The sequence below is a fragment of the Streptomyces sp. NPDC001056 genome, assembly GCF_053598955.1.
Genome location: NZ_JBSFLI010000001.1, coordinates 211546 through 226884, shown reverse-complemented (window position 1 = coordinate 226884; position 15339 = coordinate 211546). Strand labels below are relative to the sequence as shown.

The window sequence follows — 15339 nt, the reverse complement described above, 5'->3', positions numbered from 1 at the left end:
GCGGACTCGGAGCGGCTGAGGCGGACTCAGAGCGCCTGGCCGGGCCAGCCCAGGAGCCGGGCCCCGATGACCGCGGTCTGGAGCTTGTAGCGGTGGGCCGGGTCGGCCGGGTCGGCGGCGGTGAGGTGGTGGATGCGCTCCAGGCGGTAGGTGAGCGCGCGCACGCTGAGGGAGAGCCGGCGGGCGGCCTCGGCGGCCACGCAGCCCGAGTCGAAGTAGGCGACCAGGGTGTCCAGCAGGGGCCCCGGGCCGCCCCGGGCCGCGCTCAGCGGACCCAGAGTGTGCAGCACCAGGTCGGCCAGCGCCTGCCGGTCGCGCGCGAGCACCGGGTAGACCAGCAGGTCGGCGGCGCACAGCACCGTCCCGGGCAGATCGAGCCGCTCGGCCATCTCCAGGGTGGCGAGGGCCTCCTCGTACGACTGCACGACGCCGCCGGGACCGGACTGCGGGCGCCCGATGGCCACCCGGCAGCCCTCGGTGGCGGTGTACGCCTGCCGGGCGAAGTAGGCGAGGACCTCGTCGGTGTCGCCGGGCGCGATGCACAGCAGCCGGCCGTTCTTGGTGGTGAGCAGGATGCTGTGGGAGTCGAAACGGGCGAGCACCTCGGCCTCCACCCGCCGGGCCACGGCACCGCCCTCGGCGTAGGACCGCGGCCCCTCGGCGACCGCGACCGCGTGCGCGCGCGAGAGCCGCAGCCCGAACCGCTCGGCGCGCTCGGCCAGTCGGCCCAGGTCGCTGCGGCCGTAGAGCAGATCGTCGATGAACTCCCGCCGCGCCGCCTCCTCCCGGCGCACGGTCAGCCGCTGGGCGCGCTCGTAGCCCTCCGCGAACACGTCGACGGCCTGTTCCACGGCGGCCAGCGCGGCCAGGGTGCTTTCGGTCGAACCCGGTCCGACCGGCCAGGCGGCGCGGGCGGCGGCCAGGTGCGCGACGACCAGCGCGCGCAGCCCGAGACCGGCCTCGGCGGCCTGTTCCCCCAGCGCCCGGCGGGACTTCAGCTCCTCCCGGGTCAGCCGGCGGCCGGTGGTCGCGACCTCGGTCAGCACATGGGCGAACCCGTCCAGATAGCGCTCCGATATCTCGTGCTCGGCCACCCTGCCCCGTCTCCCCCGTGATCTTGACGCTCCGGTGACGCTTTCCTGGCGCATTTCCGGCATGCAGACAGTAGTGAACACTGCCGGAAACCGGCAATGCGGAAACGGTCGCGCCGGCCGCACCATCCTCTGCGGGGAGCACTACGGAGGGCTCCGGTGCCGGGCATCGCGGGGGGATGCCCGGCACCGGGGCCTCGGGGGAGCTCCGACCCACCGTCTGACGCAAGGACGTATGCCATGGAAGCCCTCGGCGTGCTCGCCGCCGCCTGTGTGATCCTCGCCGTGCTGTTGCTGCTCGGATTCTCCCGGCTGTACCGCAAGGTCGACCAGAGCCAGGCGCTGATCGTCTCCAAGACGCGCCGCGTGGACGTGTCCTTCACCGGACAGGTCGTGCTGCCGATCCTGCACAAGGCCGAGGTCATGGACATCTCGGTGAAGACCATCGAGATCAGCCGCTCCGGCCGGGACGGGCTGATCTGCCGGGACAACATCCGTGCCGACATCCGGATCCTGTTCTTCGTCAAGGTCAACAAGACCGTCCAGGACGTCATCAAGGTCGCCCAGTCCGTGGGCACCGAGCGCGCCAGCCACCAGGACACGCTCCAGGAGCTGTTCCACGCCAAGTTCTCCGAGGCGCTGAAGACCGTCGGCAAGCAGATGGACTTCACCGACCTGTACACCAAGCGCGAGGAACTGCGTTACCACATCATCGAGTTGATCGGCGTCGACCTCAACGGCTACCACCTTGAGGACGCGGCGATCGACTACCTGGAGCAGACGCCGCTGACCCAGCTGGACCCGGCCAACGTCCTCGACGCCCAGGGCATCCGCAAGATCACCGAGCTGACCGCGGTGGAGCACGTGCGCACCAACGAGGCCAAGCGCACGGAGCAGAAGGAGATCACCCGGCAGGACGTCGACGCCCGCGAGGCCATCCTGGAGCTGGAGCGCCGGCAGGCGGACGCCGAGATCAAGCAGCGGCGGGAGATCGAGACGTCCCGCGCCCGCGAGGAGGCGGAGACCGCCCGGGTGATGGAGGAGGAGCGGCTGCGCGCGCAGACCGCCTTCCTGCGCACCGAGGAGCAGTTGGGCGTGCAGCGGGAGAACCAGGCGCGGGAGATCGCGGTCGCCGCGAAGAACCGCGAGCGGGTCATCGCCGTCGAGAACGAGCGGATCGAGAAGGACCGCCTGCTGGAGGTCATCGCCCGGGAGCGGGAGACCCAGCTGACCCGGATCTCCGCGGAGAAGGAGGTCGAGGCGGAGAAGCGGGAGATCGCCGAGGTCATCCGGGAGCGCGTCGCGGTGGACCGTACGGTCGCCGAGCAGGAGGAGTCCATCAAGAAGCTGCGCGTGGTCGAGGAGGCCGAGCGCGAGCGGCAGGCCCTCGTCATCGCCGCCGAGGCGGAGGCGCAGGAGAAGCTGGTCAAGGACATCAAGGCCGCGGAGGCCGCCGAGCAGGCCGCGACGCACCGGGCCGCCGAGGAACTCACCCTCGCCGAGGCCCGGTTGAAGACCGCCGACCTCGACGCGCGGGCCAAGCTCCGGCTCGCGGAGGGTGTCCAGGCCGAGTCCGCGGCCGAGGGGCTCGCCGCGGTGCAGGTCCGCGACAAGGAGGCCGAGGTCACCGTCAAGGCCGGGCGCGCGGAGGCGGAGGCGACGGAGGCGCGGCTGCGGGCGGAGGCCGAGGGCACCCAGGCCAAGGCGCTCGCGGAGGCCGAGGGCGCGCGGGCGAGGGGTCTCGCGGAGGCCGAGGGCGCTCGGGCGAGGGGTCTCGCGGAGGCCGAGGGCGCGCGGGCCAGGGGTCTCGCGGAAGCCGAGGGCGCCCAGGCGGCGGCCGCGGCGACGGAGGCGCGGCTGCGGGCCGAGGCGGAGGGCGCTCGGGCGAAGGCGCTCGCGGAGGCCGAGGGCACGAAGGCCGCGGCGCTCGCGGAGGCCACCGGCATCGGCGAGAAGCTGAAGGCCGAGGCCGCGGGTCTCACCGAGAAGGCCGCCGCGATGGCCGCGCTGGACGAGGCCTCGCGCGGGCACGAGGAGTACCGGCTGCGGCTCCAGGCCGAGAAGGAGATCCGGCTGGCCGGGCTGGAGACGCAGCGGCAGGTGGCCGAGGCGCAGGCGACGGTCCTCGCGACGGGGCTGGAGAACGCCGACATCGACATCGTCGGCGGGGAGTCCGTCTTCTTCGACCGGCTGGTCTCGGCGGTCTCCCTCGGCAAGGGCATCGACGGTTTCGTGGCCAACTCCCGTACGGCGCAGGCCCTGGCGAAGCCGTGGCTGGACGGGTCGGGGAGCTTCACGGAGGACCTGAGCCGGGTGCTCGGTTCCGTGGGCACGGCGGATGTCCAGAACCTGACGGTCTCCGCCCTGCTGATGAAGCTCATGAACGGGGGCGGCGCGGACGCGGGCCAGTTCCGCCAGCTGCTGGAGAAGGCGGGGGAGCTGGGGTTGGCGGAGGTTCCGGTGGGCGCGCTGAACGGGGCTGACCGGAGCTGAGGCCGGCCGGGCCGGGGCGGGGGTGGGTCTCGCGCCCACCCGCGCCCCGCCGGCCGACGGGGCGGCGGTTCCCCCGGGGCACGGGGAACCGCGCGACCGACCACGACGCATCCGCACCCGGCCATCGATCCGCACCCCTACGGCGAGCAGCCCGCACACGAAAGGGACCCGCATGTCCACCGCCCCCGAGCCGGAGGCATCCGTCGACGCCGGCACCTACGACGTCCTGCGCGACCGGCTGGCCGGCCACGCGGCCGAGCTGGCACGGCGGGCCGAGACCCTCAACACTTGCCGCGCGGAGGAGTTCGGCTCGACCCGGCTCGACCTCGCCGCCACCACCCACCTGAAGACCCCCCACGCCTGCGTCCGGCAGGACATCGTCGCGGTGGGCGACACCCTCCTGTTCGGCAGCACGGGACGCGGCGGCGAGAACGCGGAGGTCGCGGACGTACTCGCCCTCCACGACCGGGAGGGCAACCGCCTCCCGGGGAACACCGGCCTGCTCGACGACCCGGCGTTCGTGCGCGAGTTCACCGCCCTGCACCGCTACTACCGCGACGCCCACCTCCTGCGCCTGCGCCGGACCGAGGGCCGGCTCCTCGCCGTGTTCCGCACCGGCGAGAAGGCCGACGACATCCGCGCCCTGCGCTGGAACCTGACCGAGGACGGCCGCGCCGAGTTCCTGGACGCGCGCGGCGACCGCGACGACGTCGTGCCGCCGGCCCAGGACGTCACCTGGACCGACACCGGCCGCGCCGACCACGTGCTGGGCAGGGAGCCGTACGTCGCCGTACCCGGCGGGCTCGGCGTCGCGGCCCTCGGCGGCACCCTCACCGTCCGCACCGAGGACGGCGAGGAACTGTACGCCGAGCCGGTCGCCGAACCCCTCCAGTCCCTCGCCGACGCCGCCGTGGCGCACGCGCGGGTCGGCCCGCTGACGCTGCTGCGCGTGCGGCCGTACAAGGAGGACACCGACCGCTACCTCGTCTTCAACGCCCTGACCCGCGCGGTCGTCCGCCTCGACGGCCTCGGCCAGGCGTGCCGCCGGCTGCCGGAGGAGCAGGGCGTCGTCTTCCCCGGCGGCTACTGCCTGGCGAGCGGGCAGCACAAGACGTACGAACTCGACGTGACGGGGCTGGAGTTCGAGCAGGAGGTCCGCGCGCCCAACGGCGAGGACGTGCTGTACGCGTTCCGGGACCGGTCCGGCGGCGGCACGCTCCTGCTGTCGTACAACACCCTGCGCAAGGAGGTCGCGACCCCGCTGCCCTGCCAGGGCTGGGCGCTGTTCGAGGACGGCGCGCTGGCCGTGCTGCGCGCCGGGGGCGACGAGCCCGCGCACACCCATCCCCTGCAGTGGTGGACCTCGCCGTACGTCTCCGACACCCACGCCGCCGCGCTGCGCACCGGCACCGGCCCGCTCGCGCGCGTCGGCAACGCGGACCTCGTGCGCGGCCTCGCCGACTGTCTCTCCGTGGCCCGGCTGGTGGCCGACGGCATCACGACCGGCGAGGGATACCGCGCGCTGACCGCCGCGTGCGTCCGCGCGGCCGACACCCACCACTGGCTGGCCGATCCCGGACTCGGCGACATCCGGGCACCGTTGGTGGCCGTACGCGAGACCGCCGAGCAGGTGCTGGCCGAGTTCGAGACCGTACGGGAGCTGACCCGGCAGGCCGCCGACGCGCTGGAGGAGGCCGCGGAGCGGATCGCGGCCGTGGTGCGCCGGCTGCGCGGCGAGGCCCCGCGCGAGGCCGCCGCCTGGGTGCGCGGACTGACCGAACTCCGGCACGCGCACGGCCACCTGCTCACCCTGCGCGAGCTGCGGTACGTCGACACGGACCGGGTGGCCGCGCTGGCCGCCGAGGCGGAGTCCGACCTGGCCGCGTTCGGCAGGCGCGCGGTGACCTTCCTGTCCCGCGAGGACGCCTTCACCGCCCAGCGCGCCGACGTGGAACGGCTGGTGGCCGAGGCGGACACGATCGGCACGGTCGCCGACGCCGTGCCCGTGGCAGAGCGCCTGGACGACCTGGCCGACGGGCTGCGCACGGTCACCGAGGTGGTCACCGGCCTCGACATCGCCGACGCCACCGTGCGCACGGCCGTACTGGAGCGGATCGCCGACGTCCTCGGCGGCGTCAACCGGGCCCGCGCCACCCTGGACGCCCGCCGCCGCTCCCTCCAGGACCAGGAGGGCCGCGCCGAGTTCGCCGCCGAGACCGCCCTGCTCGCCCAGGCCGTCACCGCCGCGCTCGCCGTCGCCACCACCCCCGAGGCCTGCGACGACCAACTCGCGTCGGTCCTCGCCCGGTTGGAGGACCTGGACGGCCGGTTCGCGGAGTTCGACGACTTCCTGGCCGAACTCGCCGGCAGACGCTCCGAGATCTACGAGGCGTTCGCCGCCCGCAAGCAGTCCCTCGCCGACGCCCGTGCCCGCCGTGCCGAGCAACTCGCCGTCTCGGCGGGCCGGATGCTGGAGACGGTGGCCCGGCGCGCGGCGACTCTGCCCGACACCGACGCGGTCACCGCGTACTTCGCCTCCGACCCGCTGGTCGCCAAGATCGTCCGCACCGCCGGTGAACTGCGCGCCCTCGGTGACAGCGTGCGCGCCGAGGAACTGGACGGCCGCCTCAAGGCCGCCCGCCAGGAGGCCGCGCGCGCCCTGCGCGACCGGGGCGACCTGTACGCCGACGACGGCCGCACCCTGCTGCTCGGCGGGCACCGCTTCGCCGTCAACACCCAGCCGCTCGACCTCGTCCTCGTCCCGCACGGGGACGGCCTGGCCCTCGCGGTCACCGGCACCGACTACCGCGCCCCGGTCACCGACCCCGGCTTCGCCGCCACCCGCCCCTACTGGGACCGGCACCTGCCGTCCGAGTCCCCCGCCCTCTACCGCGCCGAGTACCTCGCCGCCCGCCTCCTCGCCGAGCACGGCCCGGCCGCCCTCGCCGCCACGGACGACCTGCCCGGCCTGGTCCGCCGGGTGGCGCAGGAGTCGTACGACGAGGGGTACGAGCGCGGGGTCCACGACCACGACGCGACGCTGATCCTCACCGCGCTCCTCCCCCTGTACGACGCCGCGGGCCCCCTGCGCCACGAGCCCGCGGCCCGCGCCACCGCGCAGCTGTTCTGGACCCACGGCACGACCGAGGCCGCCCGGACCGCCTGGACCCGCCGCGCCGTGTCCCTGGCCCGCGCCCGGGACGCCTTCGGGCCCACGGCGGCGGTGGCGGACCTGGTGGCGGAGCTGGCGGGGGCGATCGGCGCGTGGGAGGCGGGCGGGGGCGGCACGGAGCCCTCGGGCACCCACGACGCCGGTCTGCCGGACAGCCACGGCGCCGGCCCGTCGGACACCCGCGACACCGGCCCGTGGGCCGTGCCCGGTGCCGAGCCCTCCGTCCCGGGCGGCGCGGACCGTGGGAGCACCGCGGCCGCCGCCTACCTCTTCGACGAGCTGACCGGCGGCGGCCCCGAGGGTTTCGTCCTCGGCGCAGCGGCCCGCGCCCTGCTGGACAAGTTCCGTCAGGCGCTGGCGGGTTCGCACTACGGCCGCGACCTGGAAGGGCTGACCGGACTCCGTGCCCGCCGCCAGGTGGTCGAGGCCTGGCTCACCGCCTACGCCACCGCGAGCGGCAGCGACGCCGCCGCCGGCGAGCTGGCGGAGGCGGTGGCCGCCGAGCTGTGCCCCGAGCTGCCCCGCTACGACGGCGACGCCCGGCTCACCGTGACCGTCGAGGGTCTCCTCGGCGCGCACCCCCGGGTCTTCGGCGGCCGCCTCACGCTGCGCCTGGACGAGTTCCTGGCCCGTACCGCCCGGCACACCGCGCACGAGGTGCCCGGCTTCCGCGCCTACCAGCGCCGCCGCACCGCTCTCTTGGCCACCGAGCGCGAGCGGCTGCGCCTGGACGACCACCGCCCCCGCGTGATGCCGGCGTTCGTCCGCGGCCGGCTCGTGGACGAGGTCTACCTCCCGCTGATCGGCGACAGCCTCGCCCGCCAGCTCGGCACCACGGGAGCCGCCAAGCGCACCGACACCGGCGGCCTGCTCCTGCTGGTCTCCCCGCCCGGATACGGCAAGACGACGCTCATGGAGTACGTCGCCGACCGGCTCGGCCTGATGCTGGTCAAGATCAGCGGCCCGGCGCTCGGCCACACCGTCACCTCGCTGGACCCGGCCGACGCCCCGAACGCCACCGCGCGCCGCGAGATCGAGAAGATCAACTTCGCGCTGGCGGCCGGCAACAACACCCTGCTCTACCTGGACGACATCCAGCACACCTCGCCCGAACTCCTCCAGAAGTTCATCCCGCTGTGCGACGCGACGAGGCGCGTGGACGGCGTGTGGGACGGCGAGCCGCGCACCTACGACCTGCGGGGCAAGCGGTTCGCGGTGTGCATGGCGGGCAACCCGTACACGGAGTCGGGCGAGCGCTTCCGCGTCCCCGACATGCTGGCGAACCGCGCCGACGTGTGGAACCTGGGCGACGTCCTGACCGGCAAGGAGGACGTCTTCGCGCTGAGCTTCGTGGAGAACGCCCTCACCGCCAACCCGGTCCTCGCCCCCCTGGCCGCCCGCGAGCACGCGGACCTGGAACTGCTGGTCCGGCTGGCCGCGGGCGATCCGACGGCCCGCGCCGACCGGCTGTCCGCCGCGCTGCCGCCCGCCGAACTCGACGCCGTGCTCGCGCTGTTGCGCCATGTCCTCGCCGTCCGTGACACCATCCTGACGGTCAACGCGGCCTACATCGCCTCCGCCGCCCAGTCGGCCGACGCCCGCACCGAGCCGCCGTTCCGTCTCCAGGGCTCCTACCGCGACATGAACAAGATCGCCGGACGGCTGCGCCCGGTCATGAACACCGCCGAACGCGAGGCGGTCCTCCACGACCACTACACGGCCGAGGCCCAGACCCTGACCACGGGCGCGGAGGCCAACCTGCTCAAGCTCGCGGAGCTGCGGGGCACGTCGACCCCCGCCGAGGCCGCCCGCTGGGCCGAGATCAAGTCGGCCCACACCCGCACCCTCGCCCTCGGCACCCCCGCCGACGACCCCCTCACCCGCGCCGTCGCCGCCCTCACCCTCCTCGCCGACCGCGTGGCGGCCGTGGAGTCCGCCATCACCCGCGCCACCACCGGCGGCACCGCCCCGTGAGGACCGCGCCTCAGCCCTGCCCGTCGTGTCCGTGCGCGTGCCCGGCGTGCTCCCCGTGTTCGTGGCCCGCGGCGTCCTCCGGGGAACCGCCCATCATCCGCAGCATCGCCGGGCCGCCCGTGCGCAGGAAGCGGACGACCAGGGCGGCGGCGAGGAGCAGGAAGGCGATGTCGAGCCAGGTCGTGTAGTTCCAGCGGACGCCCTCCTCGGGGAGCCTGGCGACGGCCTGGTCGGGGACGAGGCCGAGGCCGCCGAAGAGGAACTCCACGAGGTAGCCGGCCACGGCGATGGCGGCGAAGAAGGTGCCGAGGAGGAAGGCGGCCATGCGGGGGCCGTAGTACTTCCGGTAGATGTTGAGGATCGGCAGGATCAGCAGGTCGGCGTAGATGAAGGCGATGACGCCGCCGAAGCTGATGCCGCCCTTCCACAGGACGACGGCCAGGGGGACGTTGCCGATGGAGCAGACGAAGGTGGCGATGGCCACGAGGGGGCCGATCAGCGGGCCGACCAGCTTGGCGGCGAGGGGGTGGCCGGCGAGGAAGAAGGTGTGCCAGAAGTCGCCCGGGACCCAGGCGGCGATGGCCCCGGCGATCAGCAGCCCGGCCACCAGGTCGCGCAGGATCGCGGCCCACTCCATCACGAAGATGTGCGACACGGACGTGAGACCGTCGCGGGAGAGGAGCCGGCGCAGGAAGCCGCCCTCGCCCTGGACCGACATGTCCATCGCCGCGTGCCCCTCCATCGACCCGGCGACCCCGCGTTCGGCCTGCTCGCGCGCCTGACGCAGCAGGCGTTCGCGCAGGAGGACGCGGAACAGCGCCGCGAGGACGACGATCATGATCGGGCCGCCGACGAACTCCGCCGCGGTGAACTGCCAGCCCATCAGCAGGGCCAGGATCACGCCGAGTTCGATGACGAGGTTGGTCGAGGCGATCTCGAAGGCCATCGCCGCGGTGAAGTCGGCGCCCTTGCGGAACAGGGAGCGGGCGAGGGCGACGGCGGCGTAGGAGCAGGACGACGAGGCCGCGCCGAGGCCCGCGGACAGGGCGAGGGTGCGCGGGCGGTCGTCGCCGAGCAGCCGTACGACCGTCTGGCGGCGCACCACCGCCTGGACGACGGCCGAGAGGGCGAAGCCGAGGATCAGCGCCCAGGTGATCTCCCAGGTCATCGAGCCGGCGATGAACAACGCGTGCCCGATCGCATGCATGAGCGCACTCCCTTCGCCGAGAGGTGGTCCCGGCACCCGACCGCTCGACCACCTGACCGAGAGTACCCGGGTGGGGTATCCGAAAACCCGGAACGCGGCCCCCCGCGGTGATCGCTATCCTCCCCGCATGGATATCCGTGCAGAGGTCGTCCGGGAGGCGGGCCAGGAGCTCGTCGACGCCTTCGGCCGGCTGCTCCCGCAGCTGTCCTCCACCGCCGCGCCGCTGGACCGCGCCGCGGTCGAACGCCTCGTGGCCTGCGACGCCAACACCCTGCTCGTCGCCCGCACCCCCGACGCGATCGTCGGCACCCTCGTCCTCGTCCTGCTGCCCCTCCCCTCCGGTCTGCGCGCCCGGATCGAGGACGTGGTGGTCGACGCCGCCGCGCGCGGCCACGGCGTCGCCGCCCTGCTCACCGAGGAGGCCCTGCGCATCGCCCGGGAGGCGGGTGCCCGCACGATCGACCTCACCTCCCGCCCGGACCGCACCGCCGCGAACCGGCTCTACGAGCGTGCCGGGTTCCGGCGGCGCGGGTCGACGGTCTACCGGTTCGAGGGGTAGAGCCCCGGGGCGTGCCGGGGTCTTGCGGCGAGCCGCCGGGGTCTTGCGGCGGGCCGCTCGGCGAGGTCCGGGTGCTGGGCGCGCGGGAGGTCGCGGACCAGGTCCGCCGTGATCCCGGTGCCCGTGGTGCCCATGCGGGGCGACCGTAGCCGCCCGCGTCGTACGTCAGGAGGGCTGCGACGTCAGCAGCGGGCGCAGGGCACCCGCGCGAAGGCGCTCGACCAGTGGCGGCGCGGTGCGGCGGAGCACGAGCACCACGACGAGGGAGACGACGCTGCCGACCAGGGCGCCCACGGCGACGTCGTGGGGGTAGTGCGCGCCGACGTACACCCGGGAGGCGCCCATTGCGATCGCGGTGACCAGGGCGAGGGCGCCGAGTCGGCGGCTGATCAGCAGGAGCGCCACCGCGAAGGCGAAGGCGACGGTGGTGTGGTTGCTGGGGAACGCGTAGTCGTCCGGCGCGGGGCACGCCTCCAGCAGGAAGTCGTGGGGGAGCGCGCGGCACGGGCGGGGTTCCTCGAAGAACGTCTTGATCCCGCTGTTGACCACGTAGGCGAGGACGACCGCGAACGGCGTCGCGAGCACCGCGGCCATCGCGGTGCTGCCCTGGCCTCTGGCCCGCCACCAGGCCACCAGCAGATACACCGCGAACAGGCCGATGCCGAGGGCGCTGAACACCGACACCGGCTCGTTCATCCAGTGCGTGTGCCGGGCGAAGTCGGTGACGTCGGTGTACAGACCGCCGTCTATGGCCGCGCCGTCGAGCGCCTGGGCGGTCGGGGAGGAAGTCGTCATCAGGTGGGTCTCCGGGCCGTGCTGCATGTGCCGCGGCCTCCGGTATACGGGCGCGGGCACCGATCGGACGTACGGATGAAGCGGGGACGTCCCCAAGGTAAACGTCTACAGGGGTGTAGACGATATCAGGTTACGCCGGGCGCCGCGCCCGCCCGACACCCCTCTGACCCGAATGGCCCCGCCCTGCTCGCGCCCGCGGGCGCAGGAGGGTGCGCTGGTGGTCTGTACGGCGAGGAGATGCCAGTGACGAACGGTGCGAGCCCGGACCGCCCTGACCGGTCCGAACTGGACGATCTGCGTGCCCGTCTCGCCGCCCTCGAAGCGGAGCGGAACGGGCGTCGCGCCACCGGCTCCCGGGCCCGGCGCCGTCCCGCCTCCGCCCTTGCCGCCGTCCTCCTCGTCCTCGGCTGTCTCCTCGCACCGCTCGCCGTCGTCGCCACCTGGGCCGCCGATCTGGTGGGCGACACCGACCGCTACGTCGCCACCGTCGCCCCGCTCGCCTCCGAACCCGCCGTGCAGGACGCCGCGGCCAACCGGGTGACCGACGCGTTGATGGACCGGATCCATCTGCCCACGCTGCTCGCGGACGTGGCGCCGAAGGACCGGCCGCTGCTGGAGAAGGCGTTGGGCGGGCTGGGAGGAGGACTGGAGAACGCGATGCGGGGGTTCGTGCACGACCAGGCCCGCAAGGCCGTCGCGTCGAAGACCTTCGCCACGGTCTGGACCGACGCCAACCGCAGGGTCCACGCCTCGCTGGACAAGGCCCTGACCGGCGCCGGCGGCGGCGCGGTGCAGCTGAAGGGCGACACCGTGACCCTCGATCTCGCGCCGCTCATCGAGGACGTGAAGAAGCGGATGGTCCAGGCGGGCCTGACCTTCGCGAGCCGTCTGCCCACGGTCCACACCCAGTTCACGCTCGTGGAGTCCCAGCAGGTCGGCAAGGTACGGACGTACCTGCGGCTGCTGCGCATCGCCGGCAACTGGCTGCCCGTGCTCGCCGTCCTCCTGATCGCCGCCGGCGTCCTGCTGTCGCTGCGCCGCCGCCGCGCCCTCGTCGCGGGCTGTCTCGGCGCCGCCGTCGCCACCGCCGTGCTCGGCATCGGGCTGCGCGTCTTCCGCGTGTTCTACCTCGACCGGCTGCCCGCCGACGTCTCCCAGGACGCGGCCGGCGCGGTCTACGACACCCTGACCCGCTTCCTGGGGACCGCCGTCCGGACGGTGATCGTGCTCGCCGTCGTCATCGCCCTCGGCGCCTGGCTCACCGGCGCAGGGCCGCGGGCCGGTGTGGTGCGGGGCCTGTGGACCGACGGCATCGGCGCGGCCCGCGGCACCGCCGAGCACGCGGGCCTGCGCACCGGTCCCGTCGGCCCGTTCGTGCGCCGGTACCGCGCCTGGTTCACCTGGGTCCTGGTCGGCGTCGCGGTGCTGGTCTGCCTGCTGTGGCCGTACCCCACGGGCTGGGTGGTGCTCGGGATCGCCCTGTGCCTGCTGTTCGCGCTGGCGGTGGTCGAGTTCCTGGCGGCCGAACCCTCGCAGGAGCCCGGGCCCCGGACGTCGAAGCCTGTCGAGCACGGATGAGGGCAGCTCCCGGGCCGTGACCGGGGGACGACGGCCGGACGGACGGCCGGGAAGAAAGCCGCCCCGCCTCCCGCGCCCCCCGCCACAGCCACGGAGCGCATTGCTGCTCCAGCAGCTTTTCGCCCGTGCAGTAGCTTTCCGACGCTGCCCGAACCCCAGCGAACCGGAGAGCCGCCCATGCCCCGAGAAGCGCCCTACCTCGCCGTGGCCGACGCGCTGCGCGCGCGGATCCGCGCGGGGGAGTGGGCGATCGGCGGGCGCCTGCCGTCCCGGGCGCGGCTCGCCGTCGAGTACGCCGTCGGGCGCAACGTCGTACAGCGCGCCGTGGACCGGCTGATCGCCGAGGGCCTGCTCGAAGGGCGCGCGGGGTCGGGGACGTACGTACGGGCGCCGCGCGAGCGGCTGCCGATGATCCGGGCGCGCCGTCACGGGCGCCCCGGACACCCGGCCACCGGCCTGGCGGAGCGCGGCCGGGCCGGCACGTGGGACGCCCACACCCGGGTGCGCTTCCCGGCGCCCGCGGCGATCGCCGAGCGGCTCGCCATCGCGCCCGGCGAGCCGTGCGTCAGTACGCACTACGAGTTCCTCGCCGACGGACAGCCCGTCCAGCTCTCCCATTCCTGGGAGCCGTTGGCGATCACCGGCGGCACCCCGATCGTGCTGCCCGAGAAGGGGCCGCTCGCCGGGAAGGGCGTGGTCGAGCGGATGCGGTCCATCGGGATCACCGTCGAGACGGTGGCCGAGCTGCCCCGCCCGGCCCGCGCCACCCGGGAGCAGGCCAACCTGCTCGGCATCGGCCTCGGCGACCTGGTCCTCCTGATCGAGCGGACGCTGTACGACGGCGACGGCCGCCCGGTGGAGACCGCCGACATCGTCATCCCGGACGTACGACGAGAAGTCGTCTACGAGTTCGGGATCGACCGGAGATGACCGGAGACCAACTCCCTTGTCCCCCCACGCCGGTCACCGGACCGGCCTCCTGCGCGACCGTGACTTCCGCCTCCTCTTCGCCGCCACCGCCCTCGGCCAACTCGGCGACCGCGTGGTCTTCCTGGCGCTCCCCCTGGTCGCCCTCGCCACCCTGCACGCCGACGCGTTCCAGGTCGGCCTGCTGACCGCGGCCACCACGGCCGGCTCGCTCCTCGTCGGCCTCCCGGCGGGCGCGTGGGTGGACCGCGTGCGCAAACGCGAGGTACTGATCGGCGCCGACCTCGCGCGGGCCCTGGTCCTCTTCTCGGTCCCGGCGGCCCGGTGGTCGGGCCTGCTGACCGTCGAGTGGCTGTACGGCGTCGCCCTGGTCCACGGCCTGCTCACCGTCTTCTTCGACGTCTCCTACGCCAGTTACCTGCCCCATCTGGTCGGCCGCGCGAAGCTCCTGGAGGGCAACTCCACTCTCTCCGCCGTCCGTTCGGCGACCGGCATCGGCGGCCCGGCGCTCGCGGGCCCCCTGGTGGGCGGCTTCGGACCGGCCACGACGCTCGTGGCGAGCTCCGCCGGGATGGCCCTGTCGGCGCTGCTGGCGCTCGCCATCCGCGGCCGCGAGCGGAAGCCGGCAGGAGCCGGCACCCGCCGCCGGCTGCGCCGTGAGGTCCTGGAGGGCCTGCGCTTCGTGCTCGCCCACCCGGCCCTGCGCGCGACCGTCCTCGGCGACGCGCTCTTCAACCTCTCCCTGGCCATGTACCAGACCATGCTTCTGCTGTTCCTGCGGAGGACGGTGGGGCTCGACGCGACCGGCGTCGGCCTGGTCCTCTCCGGGATGGGCTGCGGCGCGCTCCTCGGCGCCCTCTCGGCGACCTGGATCGCGCGGCGGATCGGGCGGGGAACGGTCATCTGGCTCGCACCGCTGGCCACCTGCCCGCTGACCGCGCTGATGCCCCTCGCGCACCCCGGGGCCGGCCTCTACGCGGCGGCGGCCGGTCTGTCGGCGCTGTCCTTCGGCGGCGTGGTACGCGTCGTCGCCCAGTCCAGCCTCCAACAGGCCCTCACCCCGGACGGGTTGCTCGGCCGGATGAACGCCACCGCCCGTTTCGTCTCCTGGGGCGGCCTCCCGCTCGGCGGTCTGCTGGGCGGTGCCGCGGGCACGGCGTTCGGGGCGCCGGCCACCCTGCTGATCGCCGCGACCGGCATGACCCTGAGCTTCCTCCCCGCCTTCCTGTCCCCGCTGCGGGTCCTGCGGCACGTGCCGGGGCCGCTGCGGGTCGACGCATGAGCGGTGCGCACAGCCGGCGGGTGAACGCGACGGCGCCACAAGCCGGATCAAGGCCTCCGGAGGCCGACATGGCGCCGACGGCCCGGTGCCGATCGGCGGCGACCTGAACGTGGAGTACCGCGGCGGCCGGTCCCGCGGCGACCACGCCGACGCGCGGACCGCCGTGCACGGGGTCCTCGGCACCCCCGCGACCGACCCCGCCCGTTCGGCGTCGAGTCCCCCCCCGGGGGCTGCCGAGTGCCCCGCGTCGTACCGCACGCC

At 74.3% G+C, this 15339-nt stretch carries 10 protein-coding genes; 6 read left to right on the top strand and 4 right to left on the bottom strand.

Going from position 1 to position 15339, the window contains the following annotated elements; translation table 11 throughout:
• Nucleotides 1-26: 26 nt before the first annotated feature.
• Complete coding sequence (locus tag ACWDD7_RS01045) at nt 27-1094, bottom strand: PucR family transcriptional regulator (RefSeq protein WP_450455544.1); 1068 nt, start codon at nt 1092-1094, stop codon at nt 27-29.
• Between the two features lie 237 nt (nt 1095-1331).
• Between ACWDD7_RS01045 and ACWDD7_RS01040 the strand changes: the two genes are divergently transcribed.
• Both ACWDD7_RS01040 and ACWDD7_RS01035 read left to right on the top strand, forming a co-directional pair.
• Complete coding sequence (locus ACWDD7_RS01040; RefSeq protein WP_450455542.1) at nt 1332-3584, top strand: flotillin family protein; 2253 nt, start codon at nt 1332-1334, stop codon at nt 3582-3584.
• A 172-nt stretch (nt 3585-3756) separates the two neighbouring features.
• Nucleotides 3757-8730: a DNA repair ATPase gene (locus tag ACWDD7_RS01035; RefSeq protein ID WP_450455540.1), complete on the top strand. Its 4974-nt coding sequence runs from the start codon at nt 3757-3759 to the stop codon at nt 8728-8730.
• A 10-nt stretch (nt 8731-8740) separates the two neighbouring features.
• Here the strand turns inward: ACWDD7_RS01035 and ACWDD7_RS01030 are convergent, their stop codons facing one another.
• Nucleotides 8741-9937: a permease gene (locus ACWDD7_RS01030; RefSeq protein WP_450455539.1), complete on the bottom strand. Its 1197-nt coding sequence runs from the start codon at nt 9935-9937 to the stop codon at nt 8741-8743.
• Between the two features lie 127 nt (nt 9938-10064).
• Between ACWDD7_RS01030 and ACWDD7_RS01025 the strand changes: the two genes are divergently transcribed.
• Nucleotides 10065-10496 (top strand): GNAT family N-acetyltransferase, encoded by a 432-nt coding sequence (locus ACWDD7_RS01025; protein ID WP_450455537.1) that lies wholly within the window; start codon nt 10065-10067, stop codon nt 10494-10496.
• Here the strand turns inward: ACWDD7_RS01025 and ACWDD7_RS01020 are convergent.
• Nucleotides 10478-10630: a hypothetical protein gene (locus ACWDD7_RS01020; RefSeq protein WP_351878465.1), complete on the bottom strand. Its 153-nt coding sequence runs from the start codon at nt 10628-10630 to the stop codon at nt 10478-10480. The genes ACWDD7_RS01025 and ACWDD7_RS01020 overlap by 19 nt on opposite strands.
• A 31-nt stretch (nt 10631-10661) precedes the next feature.
• Entirely contained in the window at nt 10662-11291 is a 630-nt protein-coding gene (locus ACWDD7_RS01015) for a phosphatase PAP2 family protein (RefSeq protein ID WP_351878462.1), read from the bottom strand.
• 237 nt (nt 11292-11528) lie between these two features.
• Here ACWDD7_RS01015 and ACWDD7_RS01010 point away from each other — a divergent pair, with 237 nt between their 5' ends.
• The 3 genes from ACWDD7_RS01010 to ACWDD7_RS01000 all read left to right on the top strand — a co-directional run bounded on the left by ACWDD7_RS01010 (nt 11529) and on the right by ACWDD7_RS01000 (nt 15078).
• Entirely contained in the window at nt 11529-12869 is a 1341-nt protein-coding gene (locus ACWDD7_RS01010; protein ID WP_450455534.1) for a hypothetical protein, read from the top strand.
• Nucleotides 12870-13046: 177 nt separating this feature from the next.
• Nucleotides 13047-13799, top strand: coding sequence for a GntR family transcriptional regulator (locus tag ACWDD7_RS01005; protein WP_450455532.1), 753 nt, complete (start codon nt 13047-13049; stop codon nt 13797-13799).
• Nucleotides 13800-13815: 16 nt separating this feature from the next.
• Entirely contained in the window at nt 13816-15078 is a 1263-nt protein-coding gene (locus tag ACWDD7_RS01000) for an MFS transporter (RefSeq protein WP_450455531.1), read from the top strand.
• Nucleotides 15079-15339 lie beyond the last annotated feature (261 nt).